Annotated in this window: 32 protein-coding genes; 1 reads left to right on the top strand and 31 read right to left on the bottom strand. The window is 54.5% G+C overall.

All coding sequences use genetic code 11. The features are described 5' to 3' along the window. Positions 1 to 7: 7 nt before the first annotated feature. A complete protein-coding gene (locus tag BFQ01_RS02595) occupies positions 8 to 1,132 on the top strand; it encodes an ISL3 family transposase (RefSeq protein WP_083244914.1) in 1,125 nt (374 codons plus the stop codon). 57 nt (positions 1,133 to 1,189) lie between these two features. On the opposite strand, the gene bfr is transcribed toward BFQ01_RS02595, so the two are convergent. The 31 genes from bfr to tuf form a co-directional block, all read right to left on the bottom strand. Further along, positions 1,190 to 1,654: a bacterioferritin gene (gene bfr / locus BFQ01_RS02590; protein ID WP_017525959.1), complete on the bottom strand. Its 465-nt coding sequence runs from the start codon at positions 1,652 to 1,654 to the stop codon at positions 1,190 to 1,192. Between the two features lie 155 nt (positions 1,655 to 1,809). Continuing rightward, positions 1,810 to 3,258: a catalase gene (locus BFQ01_RS02585; RefSeq protein WP_065924113.1), complete on the bottom strand. Its 1,449-nt coding sequence runs from the start codon at positions 3,256 to 3,258 to the stop codon at positions 1,810 to 1,812. 237 nt (positions 3,259 to 3,495) lie between these two features. Then, positions 3,496 to 3,882 (bottom strand): 50S ribosomal protein L17, encoded by a 387-nt coding sequence (gene rplQ / locus BFQ01_RS02580; protein ID WP_003176402.1) that lies wholly within the window; start codon positions 3,880 to 3,882, stop codon positions 3,496 to 3,498. A gap of 41 nt (positions 3,883 to 3,923) precedes the next feature. Then, entirely contained in the window at positions 3,924 to 4,925 is a 1,002-nt protein-coding gene (gene rpoA / locus BFQ01_RS02575; RefSeq protein ID WP_003176403.1) for a DNA-directed RNA polymerase subunit alpha, read from the bottom strand. A gap of 22 nt (positions 4,926 to 4,947) precedes the next feature. Beyond that, positions 4,948 to 5,568 (bottom strand): 30S ribosomal protein S4, encoded by a 621-nt coding sequence (gene rpsD / locus BFQ01_RS02570; protein WP_003176404.1) that lies wholly within the window; start codon positions 5,566 to 5,568, stop codon positions 4,948 to 4,950. 18 nt (positions 5,569 to 5,586) lie between these two features. Next, positions 5,587 to 5,976: a 30S ribosomal protein S11 gene (gene rpsK / locus BFQ01_RS02565; RefSeq protein ID WP_002555466.1), complete on the bottom strand. Its 390-nt coding sequence runs from the start codon at positions 5,974 to 5,976 to the stop codon at positions 5,587 to 5,589. A gap of 30 nt (positions 5,977 to 6,006) precedes the next feature. After that, positions 6,007 to 6,363, bottom strand: a complete 357-nt coding sequence (gene rpsM / locus BFQ01_RS02560; protein ID WP_024077676.1) for a 30S ribosomal protein S13 — start codon at positions 6,361 to 6,363, stop codon at positions 6,007 to 6,009. A 129-nt stretch (positions 6,364 to 6,492) separates the two neighbouring features. Further along, a complete protein-coding gene (gene rpmJ / locus BFQ01_RS31100; protein ID WP_002555468.1) occupies positions 6,493 to 6,609 on the bottom strand; it encodes a 50S ribosomal protein L36 in 117 nt (38 codons plus the stop codon). Positions 6,610 to 6,636: 27 nt separating this feature from the next. Beyond that, complete coding sequence (gene secY, locus BFQ01_RS02555) at positions 6,637 to 7,965, bottom strand: preprotein translocase subunit SecY (RefSeq protein ID WP_003176406.1); 1,329 nt, start codon at positions 7,963 to 7,965, stop codon at positions 6,637 to 6,639. Continuing rightward, the gene (gene rplO, locus BFQ01_RS02550) at positions 7,966 to 8,403 is read right to left on the bottom strand and encodes a 50S ribosomal protein L15 (RefSeq protein WP_003176407.1); all 438 of its coding nucleotides are present in this window, start codon (positions 8,401 to 8,403) and stop codon (positions 7,966 to 7,968) included. 3 nt (positions 8,404 to 8,406) lie between these two features. Further along, positions 8,407 to 8,583 carry a 50S ribosomal protein L30 gene (rpmD, locus tag BFQ01_RS02545; RefSeq protein WP_003176408.1) on the bottom strand — a complete coding sequence of 59 codons (177 nt, stop codon included), beginning with the start codon at positions 8,581 to 8,583 and terminating at the stop codon, positions 8,407 to 8,409. Positions 8,584 to 8,585: 2 nt separating this feature from the next. Continuing rightward, positions 8,586 to 9,086, bottom strand: coding sequence for a 30S ribosomal protein S5 (rpsE, locus tag BFQ01_RS02540; protein WP_003186035.1), 501 nt, complete (start codon positions 9,084 to 9,086; stop codon positions 8,586 to 8,588). Between the two features lie 3 nt (positions 9,087 to 9,089). Continuing rightward, positions 9,090 to 9,440, bottom strand: a complete 351-nt coding sequence (gene rplR, locus BFQ01_RS02535) for a 50S ribosomal protein L18 (RefSeq protein ID WP_003186037.1) — start codon at positions 9,438 to 9,440, stop codon at positions 9,090 to 9,092. A 10-nt stretch (positions 9,441 to 9,450) separates the two neighbouring features. Then, positions 9,451 to 9,984: a 50S ribosomal protein L6 gene (rplF, locus tag BFQ01_RS02530; RefSeq protein ID WP_003176412.1), complete on the bottom strand. Its 534-nt coding sequence runs from the start codon at positions 9,982 to 9,984 to the stop codon at positions 9,451 to 9,453. A gap of 12 nt (positions 9,985 to 9,996) precedes the next feature. Then, the gene (rpsH, locus tag BFQ01_RS02525; protein WP_003176413.1) at positions 9,997 to 10,389 is read right to left on the bottom strand and encodes a 30S ribosomal protein S8; all 393 of its coding nucleotides are present in this window, start codon (positions 10,387 to 10,389) and stop codon (positions 9,997 to 9,999) included. 206 nt (positions 10,390 to 10,595) lie between these two features. Further along, complete coding sequence (rpsN, locus tag BFQ01_RS02520) at positions 10,596 to 10,901, bottom strand: 30S ribosomal protein S14 (RefSeq protein ID WP_003176414.1); 306 nt, start codon at positions 10,899 to 10,901, stop codon at positions 10,596 to 10,598. A gap of 13 nt (positions 10,902 to 10,914) precedes the next feature. Then, positions 10,915 to 11,454, bottom strand: a complete 540-nt coding sequence (gene rplE, locus BFQ01_RS02515; protein ID WP_003194642.1) for a 50S ribosomal protein L5 — start codon at positions 11,452 to 11,454, stop codon at positions 10,915 to 10,917. A 22-nt stretch (positions 11,455 to 11,476) separates the two neighbouring features. Continuing rightward, entirely contained in the window at positions 11,477 to 11,791 is a 315-nt protein-coding gene (gene rplX / locus BFQ01_RS02510) for a 50S ribosomal protein L24 (protein WP_003176416.1), read from the bottom strand. An 11-nt stretch (positions 11,792 to 11,802) separates the two neighbouring features. Next, on the bottom strand, positions 11,803 to 12,171 hold the full coding sequence (rplN, locus tag BFQ01_RS02505; RefSeq protein WP_002555479.1) for a 50S ribosomal protein L14: 369 nt from the start codon (positions 12,169 to 12,171) through the stop codon (positions 11,803 to 11,805). 23 nt (positions 12,172 to 12,194) lie between these two features. Next, entirely contained in the window at positions 12,195 to 12,461 is a 267-nt protein-coding gene (gene rpsQ / locus BFQ01_RS02500) for a 30S ribosomal protein S17 (protein ID WP_003176419.1), read from the bottom strand. A gap of 2 nt (positions 12,462 to 12,463) precedes the next feature. After that, the gene (rpmC, locus tag BFQ01_RS02495) at positions 12,464 to 12,655 is read right to left on the bottom strand and encodes a 50S ribosomal protein L29 (protein ID WP_002555481.1); all 192 of its coding nucleotides are present in this window, start codon (positions 12,653 to 12,655) and stop codon (positions 12,464 to 12,466) included. After that, positions 12,655 to 13,068: a 50S ribosomal protein L16 gene (gene rplP / locus BFQ01_RS02490; RefSeq protein ID WP_003232424.1), complete on the bottom strand. Its 414-nt coding sequence runs from the start codon at positions 13,066 to 13,068 to the stop codon at positions 12,655 to 12,657. The genes rpmC and rplP overlap by 1 nt, the downstream gene beginning before the upstream one ends. A gap of 12 nt (positions 13,069 to 13,080) precedes the next feature. Further along, complete coding sequence (gene rpsC / locus BFQ01_RS02485) at positions 13,081 to 13,767, bottom strand: 30S ribosomal protein S3 (protein ID WP_003176422.1); 687 nt, start codon at positions 13,765 to 13,767, stop codon at positions 13,081 to 13,083. Between the two features lie 13 nt (positions 13,768 to 13,780). Continuing rightward, complete coding sequence (gene rplV / locus BFQ01_RS02480; RefSeq protein WP_003103908.1) at positions 13,781 to 14,113, bottom strand: 50S ribosomal protein L22; 333 nt, start codon at positions 14,111 to 14,113, stop codon at positions 13,781 to 13,783. An 11-nt stretch (positions 14,114 to 14,124) separates the two neighbouring features. Then, positions 14,125 to 14,400: a 30S ribosomal protein S19 gene (rpsS, locus tag BFQ01_RS02475; protein WP_003232420.1), complete on the bottom strand. Its 276-nt coding sequence runs from the start codon at positions 14,398 to 14,400 to the stop codon at positions 14,125 to 14,127. A 16-nt stretch (positions 14,401 to 14,416) separates the two neighbouring features. Beyond that, positions 14,417 to 15,241 (bottom strand): 50S ribosomal protein L2, encoded by an 825-nt coding sequence (gene rplB, locus BFQ01_RS02470; protein WP_003210080.1) that lies wholly within the window; start codon positions 15,239 to 15,241, stop codon positions 14,417 to 14,419. Between the two features lie 14 nt (positions 15,242 to 15,255). Beyond that, positions 15,256 to 15,555, bottom strand: coding sequence for a 50S ribosomal protein L23 (gene rplW, locus BFQ01_RS02465; RefSeq protein ID WP_002555488.1), 300 nt, complete (start codon positions 15,553 to 15,555; stop codon positions 15,256 to 15,258). Continuing rightward, positions 15,552 to 16,154: a 50S ribosomal protein L4 gene (gene rplD / locus BFQ01_RS02460; protein ID WP_003176424.1), complete on the bottom strand. Its 603-nt coding sequence runs from the start codon at positions 16,152 to 16,154 to the stop codon at positions 15,552 to 15,554. Before rplD ends, rplW begins: the two co-directional genes overlap by 4 nt. A gap of 12 nt (positions 16,155 to 16,166) precedes the next feature. Beyond that, positions 16,167 to 16,802, bottom strand: a complete 636-nt coding sequence (rplC, locus tag BFQ01_RS02455; protein WP_007253310.1) for a 50S ribosomal protein L3 — start codon at positions 16,800 to 16,802, stop codon at positions 16,167 to 16,169. Between the two features lie 81 nt (positions 16,803 to 16,883). Beyond that, a complete protein-coding gene (rpsJ, locus tag BFQ01_RS31095) occupies positions 16,884 to 17,195 on the bottom strand; it encodes a 30S ribosomal protein S10 (RefSeq protein WP_003186070.1) in 312 nt (103 codons plus the stop codon). A gap of 157 nt (positions 17,196 to 17,352) precedes the next feature. Beyond that, the gene (tuf, locus tag BFQ01_RS02450; RefSeq protein WP_027605166.1) at positions 17,353 to 18,546 is read right to left on the bottom strand and encodes an elongation factor Tu; all 1,194 of its coding nucleotides are present in this window, start codon (positions 18,544 to 18,546) and stop codon (positions 17,353 to 17,355) included.

Genomic DNA, 18,546 nt, shown 5'->3' with positions numbered 1-18,546 from the left:
TCTAAAGATCGATCTGATTCCCCACGCCACCCGATTCCCTTCCTGCGGCGGCTGCCAAAAACCTTGTTCAACCACTCATGAGTATTGCGAGCGAACCGTTCGTGATCTGCCCATTCTCGGTCGCGCGGTGCGCCTCAGCATTTTGCTCAGGCGTGTTGGCTGCCGCGACTGTGGAAAACGCATGGAGGCCGTCAGTTGGCTGGATCGCTATGCCCGCATGACGCGCCGCTTGGCCGAGGCGGTCATTCAGGCCTGCGAGCGCCTTCCCACCCTGCACGTGGCCCAGATGTTTGGACTGCATTGGGACACTGTTCGGTTGCTGGAGCGTCGAGCCTTGCAGGCGGTGTTGAGTGAGTTGCCGAAGGCGCAACCACGACGCCTGATCATGGACGAGTTCGCGTTATTCAAAGGTCATCGTTACGCCAGCGTTGTGCTGGATGCCGATACACGACGAGTGCTGTGGATCGGTGAAGGCCGTAGCCGAGCGGCAGTCAGGCCGTTCTTCGAGGAGCTGGGGCCGGAGGGCTGCGCTCGAATCGAAGCGGTGGCGATGGACATGAATACTGCTTTTGATCTGGAGGTTCGCCAGCATTGCCCGAAAGCGCGAGTGGTCTACGACCTTTTCCATGTGGTGGCCAAATATGGCCGAGAGGTGATTGATCGGGTCCGCGTCGACGAAGCTAATCGGCTGCGTCATAACAAGCCGGCTCGCAAGGTCATCAAGCAGGCACGATGGCTGTTGCTGCGTAACCCACAGAACCTGAAAACGCCGGAACAACAGGTCCATTTGCAGGATTTATTGGAGGCCAACCAATCGCTGATGACAGTTTATTTGATGAAGGCTGAACTCAAAACGCTCTGGACACCGAGCACTGCCTGGACCTGGAGATCGGCCTGGAAGCAATGGCTGCGCCATGCATATGAAAGTGAAATACCGGCTCTGATCCAGTTTGCCAAACGGCTAAAGGGTTATTGGCGGGGCATCGTCAGTCGGGTTCGCTGGCCGATGCACACCGGTCAGTTGGAAGGAATAAACAATCGAATAAAGGTCATCAAACGGATGGCGTACGGTTACCGGGATAGCGAATTCTTCTTCATGAAGATCAAGAGCGTCTTTCCCGGTAATCCGTGATGAACCAATAAAAAGCCCCTGTCACTGCTGAAGTGACAGGGGCTTTTTTGTAGGAAATCAGAACTGCGATTGCAGGTAGTTTTCCAGGCCAATCAGCTTGATCAAGCCCAACTGCTTTTCCAGCCAGTAGGTGTGATCTTCTTCGGTATCGTTCAACTGCACGCGCAGGATTTCCCGCGTGACGAAGTCGCTGTGCTGCTCGCAGAGCTCGATGCCCTTGCAGAGAGCGGCACGCACCTTGTATTCAAGACGAAGATCGGCTGCAAGCATGTCAGGTACGCTGGTACCCACATCCAGATCGTCGGGACGCATACGTGGCGTACCTTCGAGCATCAGGATACGACGCATCAGTGCATCGGCGTGCTGTGCCTCTTCTTCCATTTCGTGGTTGATACGCTCGTAGAGTTCGGTAAAACCCCAGTCTTCGTACATGCGCGAGTGGATGAAATATTGATCACGAGCTGCCAGTTCGCCCGTCAGCAACGTGTTGAGGTAATCGATTACGTCGGGGTGACCTTGCATCGCCCTACATCTCCCTGCTTGAAAGTCTGTAGTTTGAACCATGCTGACTCGGAGGTCACGGGACTAACGGCAGAAAAGTGAAGATTTCCGCAGAAAAGTAGCTGAAATAACGCAAAAACCGCCCAAATGAGGGCGGTTCTGCTTATCGTTTAGAGTCAGTTAAGCGATACACCCAGTGCCTTTGCGATTGCTTCTCCATAAGTAGGATCTGCCTTATAGAAGTGCCGCAGTTGACGCTGGACCACATCACTGGAGATACCGCTCATTGCGCCAGCGATGTTATTGGTGAGCAGTGCTTTCTGCTCATCATTCATCAGGCGGAACAGCGCACCTGCGTGGCTGTAGTAATCGGTGTCTTCGCGATGATCGTAACGATCAGCTGCACCGCTCAAAGCCAACGCTGGCTCGGCGTACTGAGGCGCTTGCTTGGGTGCTTCGGCGTAGCTGTTCGGTTCGTAGTTCGGAGTCGCACCACCATTGCTGCCAAATGCCATTGAGCCATCACGCTGGTAGCTGTTGACCGGGCTGCGCGGAGCATTCACCGGCAATTGCTGGTGGTTGGTACCCACACGGTAGCGGTGAGCATCTGCGTAAGCGAAAACCCGACCTTGGAGCATACGGTCTGGCGACAGGCCAACGCCTGGAACCATGTTGCTTGGGCCAAATGCAGCCTGCTCTACTTCAGCGAAGTAGTTCTGCGGGTTGCGGTTAAGTTCCAGCTCACCCACTTCAATCAACGGGAATTCTTTCTGCGACCAGGTTTTGGTCACATCAAACGGATTCTCGTAATGGGCGTTCGCCTGGGCCTCGGTCATGATCTGGATACAGACCCGCCATTTCGGGAAGTCACCGCGCTCGATCGCACCAAACAGATCCCGCTGGGCGTAATCAGGATCAGTACCGGCCAAACGGGCCGCTTCAGCCGGTGCCAGGTTCTTGATGCCTTGCTTGGTTTTGTAGTGCCACTTCACCCAGTGCCGCTCGCCGCTGGCGTTAATCAAGCTGTAGGTGTGGCTGCCAAAGCCGTGCATATGACGGTAGCCATCGGGAATACCACGGTCCGAAAACAGAATGGTGACCTGGTGCAGCGCCTCTGGAGAGTGCGACCAGAAGTCCCACATCATTTGCGCGCTTTTCAGGTTGCTTTGCGGCAACCGCTTCTGAGTGTGGATGAAATCTGGGAATTTCAGCGGATCGCGTATGAAGAACACCGGTGTGTTGTTACCCACGATGTCCCAATTACCTTCTTCGGTGTAGAACTTCAAGGCGAAACCACGAGGGTCGCGCTCTGTGTCCGCCGACCCACGCTCCCCCCCCACAGTGGAGAAACGCAGGAACGTTGGAGTTTGCTTACCAACGGATTCGAACAATTTGGCGCTGGTGTACTGGGTGATGTCCCGGGTGACCGTGAAGGTCCCGTAGGCACCCGACCCCTTGGCGTGTACGCGACGCTCAGGGATGTTTTCACGGTTGAAATGGGCAAGTTTCTCGATCAGGTGAAAATCGTCAAGAAGCAGCGGGCCGCGCGGGCCGGCTGAACGGGAACTCTGGTTATCCGCAACGGGAGCGCCGCTGGCGGTGGTAAGGATTTTATTCTGGCTCATGCTCAATTTTCCTCAGGTCGGACTTGGAACTGCCGGCTAATCGGCTTGGAGGGAGTATTGACCATCAACATGACACCTACAAATTCATTAAATTGTAAGCTTCAATAGAAAATAACTAACAATACCCCCGCGCACATAGTGCTGAGCGCTATCTGAGGAAGCTTGTACAAATCGCGCTTTTGTTACGCGCACAAAAAACCGGGCACTAGGCCCGGTTCTTCGTTACAGCTTGTCGTCTTACTCGGCGCTTACAGCTTCGCCGGCAGTAGCACGATCAACCAACTCGACGTACGCCATAGGCGCGTTGTCGCCAGCGCGGAAACCGCACTTGAGGATGCGCAGGTAGCCACCCTCACGGGTAGCGTAACGCTTGCCCAGGTCGTTGAAGAGCTTACCAACGATAGCTTTCGAACGAGTACGGTCGAAAGCCAGACGGCGGTTAGCCAGGCTGTCTGTCTTGGCCAAAGTGATCAGCGGCTCAGCAACGCGACGCAGTTCTTTAGCTTTCGGCAGTGTAGTTTTGATCAGCTCGTGCTCGAACAGCGACACCGCCATGTTTTGAAACATGGCCTTGCGGTGCGAGCTGGTACGGCTCAGGTGACGACCACTTTTACGATGACGCATGGTTCATTCCTTACCAAACTCACGTTCGGTGATTACGACGATCAGGCAGTCGCCTTGTCGTCCTTCTTAAGACTTGCAGGCGGCCAGTTGTCGAGGCGCATGCCGAGGGACAGACCGCGGGAGGCCAGAACGTCCTTGATTTCAGTCAAGGATTTCTTGCCCAGGTTCGGAGTCTTCAACAGTTCTACTTCGGTACGCTGAATCAGGTCGCCGATGTAGTAAATGTTTTCCGCCTTAAGGCAGTTAGCCGAACGTACAGTCAGTTCCAGATCGTCAACCGGGCGAAGCAGGATCGGATCGATCTCGTCTTCCTGCTCGATTACCACTGGTTCGCTGTCACCTTTGAGGTCGACGAACGCAGCCAACTGCTGTTGCAGAATGGTTGCAGCGCGGCGGATAGCCTCTTCAGGATCCAGAGTACCGTTGGTTTCCAGATCAATAACCAGCTTGTCCAGGTTAGTACGCTGCTCGACACGGGCGTTTTCCACCACGTATGCGATACGGCGAACCGGGCTGAACGAAGAGTCAAGCTGCAAGCGACCAATGCTGCGGCTTTCGTCTTCATCGCTCTGACGCGAGTCGGCCGGTTCATAACCACGACCACGAGCTACGGTGAGCTTCATGTTCAGGGCGCCGTTAGACGCCAGGTTAGCGATTACGTGATCGGGGTTAACGATCTCGACATCATGATCCAGCTGAATATCGGCAGCGGTAACCACCCCCGAACCCTTCTTCGACAAGGTCAGCGTAACTTCGTCACGGCCGTGCAGCTTGATAGCCAGACCTTTAAGGTTCAACAGGATTTCAATTACGTCTTCCTGTACACCTTCGATGGCGCTGTACTCGTGGAGCACACCGTCAATCTCGGCCTCGACTACTGCACAGCCGGGCATTGAGGACAACAGGATGCGGCGCAGCGCGTTGCCCAGGGTGTGGCCAAAACCACGCTCGAGAGGCTCGAGAGTGATCTTGGCGCGGGTTGGACTGACAACCTGCACATCAATGTGGCGGGGTGTCAGGAACTCATTTACCGAAATCTGCATGGATGCACCTATTTTCTAGCCCTTACTTGGAGTAGAGCTCGACAATCAGGCTTTCGTTGATGTCGGCGGACAGATCACTGCGAGCAGGAACGTTCTTGAAAACGCCCGACTTCTTCTCAGTGTCTACTTCTACCCATTCTACGCGGCCACGTTGGGCACACAGATCGAGAGCTTGGACAATGCGAAGTTGGTTTTTTGCTTTCTCGCGAACTGCGACCACGTCACCAGCACGAACCTGGTAGGACGGAACGTTTACGGTCTGACCGTTAACGCTGATCGACTTGTGCGATACCAGCTGACGGGATTCGGCACGAGTCGAACCAAAGCCCATACGGTATACAACGTTGTCCAGACGGCATTCGAGCAGTTGCAGCAGGTTTTCACCGGTTGCACCTTTCTTGCCAGCAGCTTCTTTGTAGTAGCCGCTGAACTGACGCTCGAGAACGCCGTAGATACGGCGGACCTTCTGCTTTTCACGCAGTTGGGTGCCGTAATCGGACTGGCGACCGCGGCGTTGGCCGTGGATACCAGGTGCTGCTTCAATGTTGCACTTCGATTCGATCGCGCGCACGCCGCTCTTCAGGAAGAGATCGGTGCCTTCGCGACGAGCGAGTTTGCATTTTGGACCAATGTAACGAGCCATTCTTTACAATCTCCTGGATTACACGCGGCGCTTCTTCGGCGGACGGCACCCGTTGTGCGGGATTGGCGTCACGTCGGTGATGCTGGCGATCTTATAGCCACAGCCGTTCAAAGCACGGACAGCAGACTCACGACCTGGACCTGGACCTTTGACGTTAACGTCGAGGTTTTTCAGGCCATATTCCAGCGCAGCTTGACCAGCACGTTCAGCAGCTACTTGAGCAGCAAACGGGGTGGACTTGCGGGAACCGCGGAAACCCGAACCACCGGAGGTAGCCCAAGAAAGCGCGTTACCTTGACGGTCGGTGATGGTCACGATGGTGTTGTTAAAAGATGCATGGATGTGGGCGATGCCATCAACCACTGTCTTTTTAACTTTTTTACGAGGACGAGCAGCAGGTTTTGCCATGATAATTTTCCTGTCGATTCGCTGGGGCGATTACTTGCGGATCGGCTTACGCGGACCTTTACGGGTACGCGCGTTAGTCTTGGTACGCTGACCGCGTACTGGAAGACCACGACGATGACGCAGACCGCGATAGCAACCGAGGTCCATCAAACGCTTGATTTTCATGTTGATTTCGCGACGCAGGTCACCTTCAGTGGTGAACTTCGCCACTTCGCCACGCAGCAATTCAATCTGCTCGTCGCTCAGATCCTTGATCTTAGCGGCTGGGTTTACCCCAGCAACTGCGCAAATTTTCTGCGCAGTAGTGCGACCAACACCATAGATGTAGGTCAGCGAGATAACAGTGTGCTTGTTATCTGGAATGTTAACGCCTGCAATACGGGCCATTCAGTGGGACTCCAATTGACAGCTACCTACGCCCCGGAAGCCAAGAAATAGGGCGCGAGATAATATCGCTGTAATAACAAATAATCAACCCGGCAGCGCACTAGCTGCCGGGCTTCAAGCGGATCACACTCAGCCTTGGCGCTGTTTGTGACGCGGTTCCGCGCTGCAAATTACTCGAACAACACCTTCGCGGCGAATAATCTTGCAGTTACGGCACAGCTTTTTCACCGATGCACGAACTTTCATCACCAACTCCTCGAACCTTATGGGTACTCAGCGCAACATGCCGCTGCCGTAACCCTTCAGGTTGGCTTTCTTCATCAGGGATTCGTACTGGTGCGAAACGAGGTGCGATTGTACTTGGGACATGAAGTCCATCACAACCACGACCACGATCAGCAACGAGGTCCCGCCAAGGTAGAACGGAACGTTTGCTGCAACCACCAGGAACTGGGGCAACAAGCACACGGCCGTCATATATAGAGCACCGAACAGGGTCAAACGAGTCAGAACGCCATCAATGTAGCGTGCAGACTGCTCACCTGGACGAATACCCGGAATAAAGGCACCGGACTTCTTCAGGTTTTCCGCTACGTCTTTCGGATTGAACATCAACGCCGTATAGAAGAAGCAGAAGAAAATAATCCCTGCACTAAACAGCAGAATATTCAACGGCTGACCAGGAGCGATCGACTGAGAGAGGTCCTGCAGCCAGCCCATATTTTCAGACTGACCAAACCAGGTACCCAACGAAGCCGGAAACAGCAAAATGCTGCTCGCGAAAATTGCCGGAATAACACCGGCCATATTCACTTTCAGCGGCAAGTGGCTGGTCTGCGCAGCAAAAACCTTACGGCCCTGCTGACGCTTGGCGTAGTGAACAGCAATACGACGCTGGCCACGCTCAATGAACACCACAAAACCGATAATCGCTACTGCCAGCAAACCGATGGCAACCAGGGCGAAGATATTGATATCACCCTGACGTGCAGACTCGAAAGACTGCCCGATTGCTCTCGGAAGACCGGCGACGATACCTGCGAAAATCAACATCGAGATACCGTTACCAACACCACGCTCAGTAATCTGCTCACCCAGCCACATCATGAACATCGCACCAGCCACAAACGTGGATACCGCGACGAAATGGAAGCCAAAGTCACCAGTGAACGCAACACCCTGCCCCGCCAGGCCAACGGACATGCCGATAGCCTGAACCAGGGCGAGGATGACAGTGCCGTAGCGGGTGTACTGGCTAATCTTGCGACGGCCAGCTTCACCTTCCTTCTTCAACTGCTCCAGCTGCGGGCTGACGGCGGTCATCAGCTGCATGATGATCGATGCCGAGATGTACGGCATGATCCCCAGTGCAAAAATGCTCATCCGTTCCAGCGCACCGCCAGAAAACATGTTGAACAAGCTAAGAATGGTCCCCTCATTCTGTCGAAACAGGTCTGCGAGTCGGTCCGGGTTGATACCTGGAACCGGGATGTGTGCGCCTATTCGGTAGACGATAATCGCCAGGAACAGAAAACGCAGACGAGCCCAAAGTTCAGACATACCGCCTTTGCCGAGCGCTGAGAGAGCACCTTGCTTAGCCATTTATTCCTCGAACTTGCCGCCAGCTGCTTCGATAGCCGAACGCGCACCTTTGGTGGCGCCGATTCCCTTGCCGATAGTGACAGCGCGAGTCACTTCACCGGACAGCATGATTTTCACACGCTGTACGTTGACGTTGATCACGTTGGCATCTTTCAGGGTCTGCACAGTAACGATGTCGCCTTCCACTTTAGCCAGCTCGGACAGACGCACTTCTGCGCGGTCCATGGCCTTCAGGGAAACGAAGCCGAACTTAGGCAGGCGACGATGCAGCGGCTGTTGACCGCCTTCAAAGCCTGGAGCAATGGTGCCACCGGAGCGGGAGGTTTGACCTTTGTGGCCGCGGCCACCAGTCTTACCCAAACCGCTACCGATACCACGGCCCGGACGATGCTTTTCGCGACGGGAACCCGGCGCTGGACTCAGATCATTGAGTTTCATCGATTAACCCTCGACACGCAGCATGTAGTAAGCCTTGTTGATCATCCCGCGATTCTCGGGAGTATCCTGGACTTCTACAGTGTGACCGATGCGACGCAGACCCAAACCCTTAACGCACAATTTGTGGTTAGGGATGCGGCCGGTCATGCTTTTGATCAGCGTTACTTTAACGGTAGCCATGATCAGAAGATCTCCTTGACGCTTTTGCCACGCTTGGCGGCAATGGATTCAGGAGATTGCATAGCTTTCAAACCCTTGAAAGTGGCGTGAACCACGTTTACCGGGTTAGTCGAGCCATAGCACTTGGCCAGAACGTTCTGAACACCAGCAACCTCGAGGACAGCACGCATAGCGCCGCCAGCGATGATACCGGTACCTTCAGAAGCAGGCTGCATGTACACCTTCGAAGCGCCGTGAGCGGACTTCATTGCGTACTGCAGCGTGGTGCCGTTCAGATCAACTTGGATCATGTTGCGACGAGCAGCTTCCATTGCCTTCTGGATCGCAGCAGGCACTTCACGTGACTTGCCACGGCCGAAGCCAACACGCCCTTTACCATCACCCACCACGGTCAACGCGGTGAAAGTGAAGATACGGCCGCCTTTAACGGTTTTGGCTACGCGGTTAACTTGAACCAGCTTCTCAATGTAGCCTTCGTCGCGCTTTTGGTCGTTATTTGACATAACTTAGAACTCCAGCCCAGCTTCACGAGCAGCATCAGCCAGCGCTTTAACGCGGCCGTGGTACTTGAAGCCAGAGCGGTCGAAAGCCACTTGCGAGACGCCAGCGGCCTTAGCACGCGTAGCGACCAGCTGGCCAACCTTTGTGGCCGCGTCGATGTTGCCAGTGGCACCATCACGCAGTTCTTTATCCAAAGTCGAGGCGCTGGCCAGGACTTTGTTGCCGTCGGCCGAGATGACCTGGGCGTAGATGTGCTGCGACGAGCGGAACACGCAGAGACGCACGACTTCGAGTTCGTGCATTTTCAGGCGTGCTTTGCGAGCGCGACGCAGTCGAGTAACTTTTTTGTCGGTCATTTGCTATGCCCTACTTCTTCTTGGCTTCTTTACGACGGACGACTTCGTCCGCGTAGCGCACACCTTTGCCTTTGTACGGCTCTGGTGGACGGAAGTCGCGGATCTCAGCAGCCACTTGACCTACCAGTTGCTTATCGATGCCCTTGATCAGGATATCGGTCTGGCTAGGAGTCTCAGCGGTGATGCCTTCCGGCAGTTCGTAATCCACTGGGTGCGAGAAGCCAAGGGCCAGGTTCAAAACCGTGCCTTTTGCTTGCGCTTTGTAACCAACACCGACCAGCTGGAGCTTACGCTCGAAGCCTTGGCTTACGCCTTGGACCATGTTGTTTACCAACGCACGCGTGGTACCAGCCATTGCGCGAGTTTGTTGATCGCCATTGCGAGCAGCGAAACGCAGCTCACCAGCTTCTTCAACGATCTCAACGGACGAATGGATATTCAGTTCAAGAGTGCCCTTGGCACCCTTCACCGAAAGCTGTTGGCCTGCGAATTTGACTTCGACACCGGCTGGCAGCTTAACGGGGTTCTTAGCGACGCGAGACATGCTTATCCCCCCTTAGAACACAGTGCAAAGAACTTCGCCGCCGACACCGGCAGCGCGCGCAGCACGATCCGTCATCACACCTTTGTTGGTGGAGACGATAGACACGCCCAGACCGCCACGAACTTTCGGCAGATCTTCAGCGGACTTGTACTGACGCAGGCCTGGACGGCTAACGCGCTTCACTTCCTCGATGACCGAACGGCCTTCGAAGTACTTCAGCTCGATGGACAGCAGTGGTTTGATTTCGCTGCTGATCTGATAACCCGCAATGTAGCCTTCGTCTTTCAGGACTTTGGCAACAGCAACCTTCAACTTGGAAGATGGCATGCTTACGACGGACTTTTCAGCCATCTGGGCATTACGGATACGAGTTAGCATGTCCGCTAACGGGTCCTGCATACTCATGGGCTAGACGCTCCTAATACAAAAAAATTAGCCTTGCGGCTACATATGTCGCTGAGAATCTCCGGGTAAAAAACACGGGCTCAGGCGAGCCGCGTATTTTAGACACACTCCGGAAATGAAACAAGCCCCAAAAGGGGCTTGTTCCAGATTCAGGGTCACCGGCGGTCAGTATCTTTCGATTCGGACCACCTGGACGCTGAAAGTACTTACCAGCTGGCTTTAACCAGACCTGGTACGTCACCACGCATTGCCGCTTCACGCAGTTTGTTACGGCCGAGGCCGAACTTGCGGTAAACGCCGTGTGGACGACCGGTCAGGCGGCAGCGGTTACGCATGCGCGAAGCGCTTGCGTCACGTGGCTGCTTCTGCAGGGCAACTGTAGCTTCCCAACGCGCTTCTGGACTTGCGTTCAGATCAACGATGATTGCTTTCAGTGCTGCACGCTTCTTGGCGTACTTGGCAACCGTGAGCTGACGCTTCAGCTCGCGGTTTTTCATGCTCATCTTGGCCATGGTCCTACTCCAATCAGTTGCGGAACGGGAATTTGAAAGCACGCAACAGGGCGCGACCTTCATCATCGTTCTTGGCAGTGGTGGTCAGGGTGATGTCCAGACCGCGGAGAGCATCGATCTTGTCGTAGTCGATTTCCGGGAAGATGATCTGCTCTTTCACGCCCATGCTGTAGTTACCACGACCATCGAAGGACTTGGCATTCAGGCCGCGAAAGTCGCGAACCCGAGGCAGGGAGATCGACAGCAGACGATCCAGGAATTCGTACATACGCTCACGGCGCAGAGTCACTTTGACGCCGATCGGCCAACCTTCACGGACTTTAAAGCCAGCGATGGATTTGCGAGCGTAGGTCACAACGACTTTCTGGCCGGTGATCTTTTCCAGGTCAGCAACAGCGTGCTCGATGACTTTTTTGTCACCGATCGCTTCGCCCAGACCCATGTTCAGGGTGATTTTGGTAACGCGCGGAACTTCCATCACGTTCCCAAGCTTAAGTTCTTCCTTAAGCTTAGGGGCGATTTCCTTCCGGTAAATCTCTTGTAGTCGTGCCATGGTCTAATCTACCTAGCAGTGTTCAAGCATCAACCGCTTTTTGGGTCGACTTGAAGACACGAATTTTCTTACCGTCTTCTACTTTGAAACCAACGCGGTCAGCCTTGTTGGTTTCGCCGTTGAAGATGGCGACGTTAGAAGCGTCCAGCGGAGCTTCTTTCTCGACGATACCGCCCTGCACGCCCGACATCGGGTTAGGCTTGGTATGACGCTTGACCAGGTTCAGACCACCGATAACCAGACGGTTATTAGCGAGAACCTTAAGCACCTTACCGCGCTTACCTTTGTCTTTGCCGGCGATCACGATGATCTCGTCGTCACGACGAATCTTTTGCATGTCGGATCTCCTTAAAGCACTTCTGGGGCGAGCGAGACGATCTTCATGAACTTCTCAGTACGAAGTTCACGGGTCACTGGCCCAAAGATACGGGTGCCGATCGGCTCTTGCTTGTTGTTCAGAAGAACAGCAGCGTTGCCATCAAAGCGGATAATGGAGCCATCTGCACGACGTACGCCGTGACGAGTGCGGACTACAACAGCAGTCATCACTTGGCCTTTTTTCACTTTACCGCGAGGAATTGCTTCCTTGACGGTAACTTTGATGATGTCACCGATACCAGCGTAACGACGATGGGAGCCACCCAGCACCTTGATGCACATAACACGGCGAGCGCCGCTGTTATCGGCCACATCGAGCATGGATTGAGTCTGAATCATATAATTTCTCCGACCCCTAGTCCTTAGACTTCCACAGCGCGTTCGAGAACATCAACCAATGCCCAAGACTTGGTCTTGGCCAGCGGACGAGTTTCACGAATAGTGACTTTGTCGCCGATGTGGCACTGGTTGGTTTCGTCGTGCGCGTGCAGCTTAGTCGAACGCTTAACATATTTACCGTAGATCGGGTGCTTAACGCGACGCTCGATCAAAACGGTGATGGTTTTGTCCATCTTGTCGCTGACAACACGGCCAGTCAGCGTACGGACAGTCTTTTCGGCTTCAGCCATGATCACTTACCTGCCTGCTGGTTGAGCACAGTCTTCACGCGAGCGATGTCACGCTTAACTTGCGAGAGCAGATGAGACTGCCCCAACTGGCCAGTTGCTTTCTGCATGCGCAGATTGAACTGGTCGCGCAGCAGGCCGAGCAGTTGCTCGTTCAGCTGCTGTGCGGATTTTTCACGAAGTTCATTCGCTTTCATCACATCACCGTCCGTTTAACAAAGGCGGTGGCGAGCGGCAGCTTTGCAGCAGCCAGGGCAAAAGCCTCACGCGCCAGCTCTTCAGTTACACCCTCGATTTCATACAGGACTTTGCCTGGCTGAATCTGGGCTACCCAGTATTCCACGTTACCCTTACCTTTACCCATCCGAACCTCGAGAGGCTTTTTGGAGATCGGCTTGTCCGGGAATACACGGATCCAGATCTTGCCGCCACGTTTAACGTGACGGGTCAGTGCACGACGCGCTGACTCGATCTGACGAGCGGTGAGACGACCACGAGCTACAGACTTCAGCGCGAACTCGCCGAAGCTGACTTTGCTACCGCGCTGAGCCAGACCACGGTTGTGGCCTGTCATCTGCTTGCGGAACTTCGTACGCTTTGGTTGCAACATTTGGCGTACCCCTTACTTAGCAGCTTTTTTACGAGGCGCTGGTGCTTGTGGTTTCAGTTCTTCTTGGCGACCACCAATTACTTCGCCTTTGAAGATCCAAACCTTTACACCGATCACACCGTAAGTGGTGTGAGCTTCGTAGTTGGCATAGTCGATGTCGGCACGCAGGGTGTGCAGTGGCACACGACCTTCGCGATACCATTCAGTACGTGCGATTTCAGCACCGCCGAGACGACCGCTCACTTGGATTTTGATGCCTTTGGCACCAATGCGCATGGCGTTCTGTACGGCGCGCTTCATTGCGCGACGGAACATTACGCGACGCTCCAGCTGCTGAGCTACGCTCTGCGCAACCAGCATACCGTCGAGCTCCGGCTTGCGGATCTCTTCGATATTGATGTGCACAGGCACACCCATTTGCTTGGTCAGGTCCTGACGCAGTTTCTCAACATCTTCACCTTTCTTCCCGATAACGATACCTGGACGAGCGGTGTGGATGGTGATACGTGCAGTTTGCGCCGGACGATGGATATCGATACGGCTTACGGACGCGCTTTTTAGTTTGTCTTGGAGATACTCACGCACCTTCAGATCAGCGAACAAATAGTCCGCATAAGTCCGACCGTCTGCGTACCAGACGGAGGTGTGCTCCTTGACGATTCCCAGGCGAATGCCAATGGGATGTACTTTCTGACCCATCTCTTCGACTCCGTTACTTGTCAGCAACCTTGACAGTGATATGGCAAGACCGCTTGACGATGCGATCAGCACGGCCTTTGGCACGTGGCATGATGCGCTTCAGCGAACGCCCTTCGTTGACGAAAACGGTGCTGACCTTCAGGTCATCAACGTCTGCGCCTTCGTTATGCTCGGCGTTGGCTACGGCCGACTCCAGCACTTTCTTCATGATCTCGGCGGCTTTCTTACTGCTGAAAGCCAACAGGTTGAGCGCTTCGCCCACCTTCTTCCCGCGGATCTGGTCGGCGACCAAGCGGGCTTTCTGGGCGGAGATTCGAGCGCCCGACAACTTAGCGGCTACTTCCATTTCCTTACCCCTTAACGCTTGGCTTTCTTGTCTGCCACGTGCCCACGATAAGTGCGGGTACCGGCAAACTCGCCTAGTTTGTGGCCGACCATGTCTTCGTTAACGAGAACTGGGACGTGCAGACGACCGTTGTGTACAGCGATGGTCAGACCGACCATTTGTGGCAGGATCATCGAACGACGCGACCAGGTCTTAACTGGTTTGCGATCGTTCTTTTCCGCCGCCACTTCGATCTTCTTCAGTAGGTGAAGATCAATAAAAGGACCTTTTTTCAGAGAACGTGGCACTGTCGTATCCCTCTATTTACTTGCGACGACGGACGATCATTTTGTCGGTACGCTTATTACCACGAGTCTTCGCGCCCTTAGTCGGGAAGCCCCATGGCGATACCGGATGACGACCACCAGAGGTACGACCTTCACCACCACCGTGTGGGTGGTCAACCGGGTTCATGGCAACACCACGAACGGTTGGGCGAACGCCACGCCAGCGTTTGGCACCAGCTTTACCCAGCGAACGCAGGCTGTGCTCGGAGTTCGAGACTTCACCCAGGGTCGCACGGCATTCAGCCAGCACTTTACGCATCTCACCAGAACGCAGACGCAGGGTCACGTAGACACCTTCACGAGCGATCAGCTGAGCCGAAGCACCAGCGGAACGAGCGATTTGCGCGCCTTTACCTGGCTTCAATTCGATGCCGTGTACGGTGCTACCAACTGGAATGTTACGCAGTTGCAGAGCGTTGCCCGGCTTGATCGGTGCCAGGGCACCTGCGATCAGCTGGTCGCCAGCACTCACGCCTTTAGGCGCGATGATGTAGCGACGCTCGCCATCTGCGTACAGCAGCAGAGCGATGTGAGCAGTACGGTTTGGATCGTATTCGATACGCTCGACAGTGGCAGCGATGCCATCTTTGTCGTTGCGACGGAAGTCGACCAGACGATAATGCTGCTTATGGCCACCACCAATGTGACGAGTGGTAATACGACCATTGTTGTTACGACCACCAGTCTTCGATTTCTTCTCGAGCAGCGGTGCGTGAGGAGCGCCTTTATGCAGCTCCTGGTTGACCACCTTGACCACAAAACGGCGGCCAGGGGAAGTCGGTTTGCATTTAACGATTGCCATGATGCACCCCTTCCTTACTCAGCACTGCTGCTGAAATCGAGATCTTGGCCTGGCTGAAGGGAGATAACTGCCTTCTTCCAGTCATTACGCTTGCCCAGACCGCGAGCAGTGCGCTTGCTCTTACCCAGAACATTCAGGGTAGTAACACGCTCAACTTTCACGCTGAACAGGCTTTCGACGGCCTTCTTGATTTCCAGCTTGGTTGCGTCAGTTGCAACCTTGAAAACGAACTGGCCTTTCTTGTCAGCCAGAACCGTAGCCTTTTCGGAAACGTGCGGGCCAAGCAGAACTTTAAATACGCGTTCCTGGTTCATCCCAGCAGCTCCTCGAATTTCTTCACGGCCGACACGGTGATCAACACCTTGTCGTATGCGATCAGACTAACTGGATCGGAACCTTGCACGTCACGTACATCAACGTGTGGCAGGTTACGAGCAGCCAGGTACAGGTTCTGATCAACAGCTTCAGACACGATCAAAACGTCGGTCAGGCTCATGTTGTTCAGTTTGCCCAGCAGATCTTTGGTTTTTGGACTTTCAACAGCGAAGTCCTGAACCACGACCAGGCGATCAGTACGCACGAGTTCAGCAAGGATGGAGCGCAGTGCTGCGCGATACATCTTCTTGTTGAGCTTCTGAGAGTGATCCTGCGGACGAGCTGCGAAAGTGGTACCGCCGCCGCGCCAGATTGGGCTACGGATAGTACCGGCACGAGCACGGCCAGTACCTTTCTGACGCCAAGGGCGCTTACCGCCACCACGAACGTCGGAACGGGTCTTTTGCTGCTTGCTACCTTGACGGCCGCCGGCCATGTAGGCCACGACTGCTTGGTGAACCAGCGTCTCGTTGAATTCGCCGCCAAATGTCAGTTCGGAAACTTCGATCGCTTGAGCGTCATTTACATTTAATTGCATGTCAGCTTCCCCTTAACCGCGAGCCTTGGCCGCTGGACGTACAACCAGGTTGCCGCCAGTAGCGCCAGGAACAGCACCCTTGACCAACAACAGATTGCGTTCAGCGTCGACGCGCACTACTTCGAGGGACTGCACGGTCACGCGCTCAGCGCCCATATGACCGGACATTTTTTTGCCCTTGAATACACGACCAGGAGTCTGGCACTGGCCAATAGAGCCCGGGACGCGGTGGGAAACGGAGTTACCGTGAGTGTTGTCTTGACCACGGAAATTCCAACGCTTGATCGTACCCTGGAAGCCTTTACCCTTGGACTGACCGGTTACATCAACCAGTTGACCAGCGGCGAAGATTTCAGCGTTGATCAGATCGCCAGCCTGGTAGTCGCCTTCTTCAAGACGGAACTCCATGACAGTACGACCAGCTGCAACGTTTGCTTTAGCGAAGTGACCTGCTTGAGCAGCAGTCACACGCGAAGCGCGACGCTCGCCGACAGTGACTTGCACTGCACGATAGCCATCGGTTTCTTCAGTTTTGAACTGGGTGACGCGATTCGGCTCGATCTCAATGACCGTAACCGGAATGGAGACACCTTCTTCGGTGAAAATACGGGTCATACCGCATTTACGACCGACTACACCAATAGTCATGTTGTAAACCTCATGAGTGTACGGGGCTTTCACCCGCTATGGCCGCCCATTTCAGAGCGTTACACGACTAAGACCCAAGTCTTAGCCGAGGCTGATCTGTACTTCCACACCGGCCGCCAGATCAAGCTTCATAAGAGCATCAACGGTTTTATCCGTTGGCTGGACGATGTCCAGTACGCGCTTATGAGTACGGATCTCGTACTGGTCACGCGCGTCTTTGTTGACGTGCGGGGAGACCAGAACGGTGAACCGCTCTTTACGGGTAGGCAGTGGAATTGGACCACGCACTTGAGCACCAGTACGTTTCGCGGTTTCCACGATTTCCTGGGTGGATTGGTCGATCAGGCGATGGTCAAAAGCCTTCAACCTGATACGGATTTGCTGATTTTGCATTGGATTTCAGACTCCGGCTGCTATTCCCAGCGAGCGCAATACGCCCGTTAAAAGGAGGCGCAATTCTATAGACGCCCTAGATAGGTGTCAACCCAATAAAAAAGCCCCCGCTGAGCGGGGGCTTTTCAAAGCATCGAAGCTATCTCAGAAGAGACGCTTACTCGATGATTTTAGCTACAACACCAGCACCAACGGTACGGCCGCCTTCACGGATAGCGAAGCGCAGACCGTCTTCCATTGCGATGGTCTTGATCAGGGTAACTTCCATTTGGATGTTATCGCCTGGCATTACCATTTCAACGCCTTCTGGCAGCTGGCAGTTACCAGTCACGTCAGTAGTACGGAAGTAGAACTGTGGACGGTAGCCTTTGAAGAACGGAGTGTGACGACCGCCTTCTTCCTTGCTCAGAACGTAAACTTCTGCGGTGAACTTGGTGTGCGGCTTAACCGAACCTGGCTTAACCAGAACCTGGCCACGCTCAACGTCGTCACGCTTGGTACCACGCAGCAGAACGCCGCAGTTCTCGCCAGCACGACCTTCGTCGAGCAGCTTGCGGAACATTTCAACACCAGTGCAAACAGTGTTGGTAGTGTCACGCAGACCAACGATTTCCAGCGCATCTTGAACGCGAACGATACCGCGCTCGATACGACCAGTCACAACAGTACCACGACCGGAGATCGAGAATACGTCTTCGATTGGCATCAGGAACGGCTTGTCGGTCAGACGAACTGGTTCTGGGATGTAGCTGTCCAGGGTTTCAACCAGTTTACGAACGGCAGTGGTGCCCATTTCGTTATCGTCTTTGCCTTCCAGCGCCATACGAGCGGAACCGATGATGATCGGAGTGTCGTCGCCTGGGAAGTCGTAAGTGCTCAGCAGATCGCGCACTTCCATCTCAACCAGTTCCAGCAGCTCAGCGTCGTCTACCAGGTCAGCCTTGTTCAGGAAAACCACGATGTACGGAACGCCTACCTGACGGGACAGCAGGATGTGCTCACGGGTTTGTGGCATCGGACCATCAGCGGCCGAGCAAACCAGGATCGCGCCGTCCATCTGGGCAGCACCAGTGATCATGTTCTTCACATAGTCAGCGTGACCTGGGCAGTCAACGTGAGCGTAGTGACGGATCTTCGAGTTGTACTCGACGTGCGCGGTGTTGATGGTGATACCACGAGCTTTTTCTTCTGGAGCGCTGTCGATTTTATCGAAATCAACGACTGCAGAACCGAAAACCTCGGAGCAGACGCGAGTCAGAGCTGCGGTCAGAGTGGTTTTACCGTGGTCAACGTGACCGATAGTGCCAACGTTGACGTGCGGTAGGGAACGATCAAATTTTTCTTTAGCCAC

The organism is Pseudomonas sp. 8 R 14, assembly GCF_900005955.1.
GTDB classification, from domain to species: Bacteria; Pseudomonadota; Gammaproteobacteria; order Pseudomonadales; family Pseudomonadaceae; genus Aquipseudomonas; species Aquipseudomonas marginalis.
Note: the sequence above shows the minus strand (reverse complement) of the source record. Positions and strands in the feature narration are given on the sequence as shown.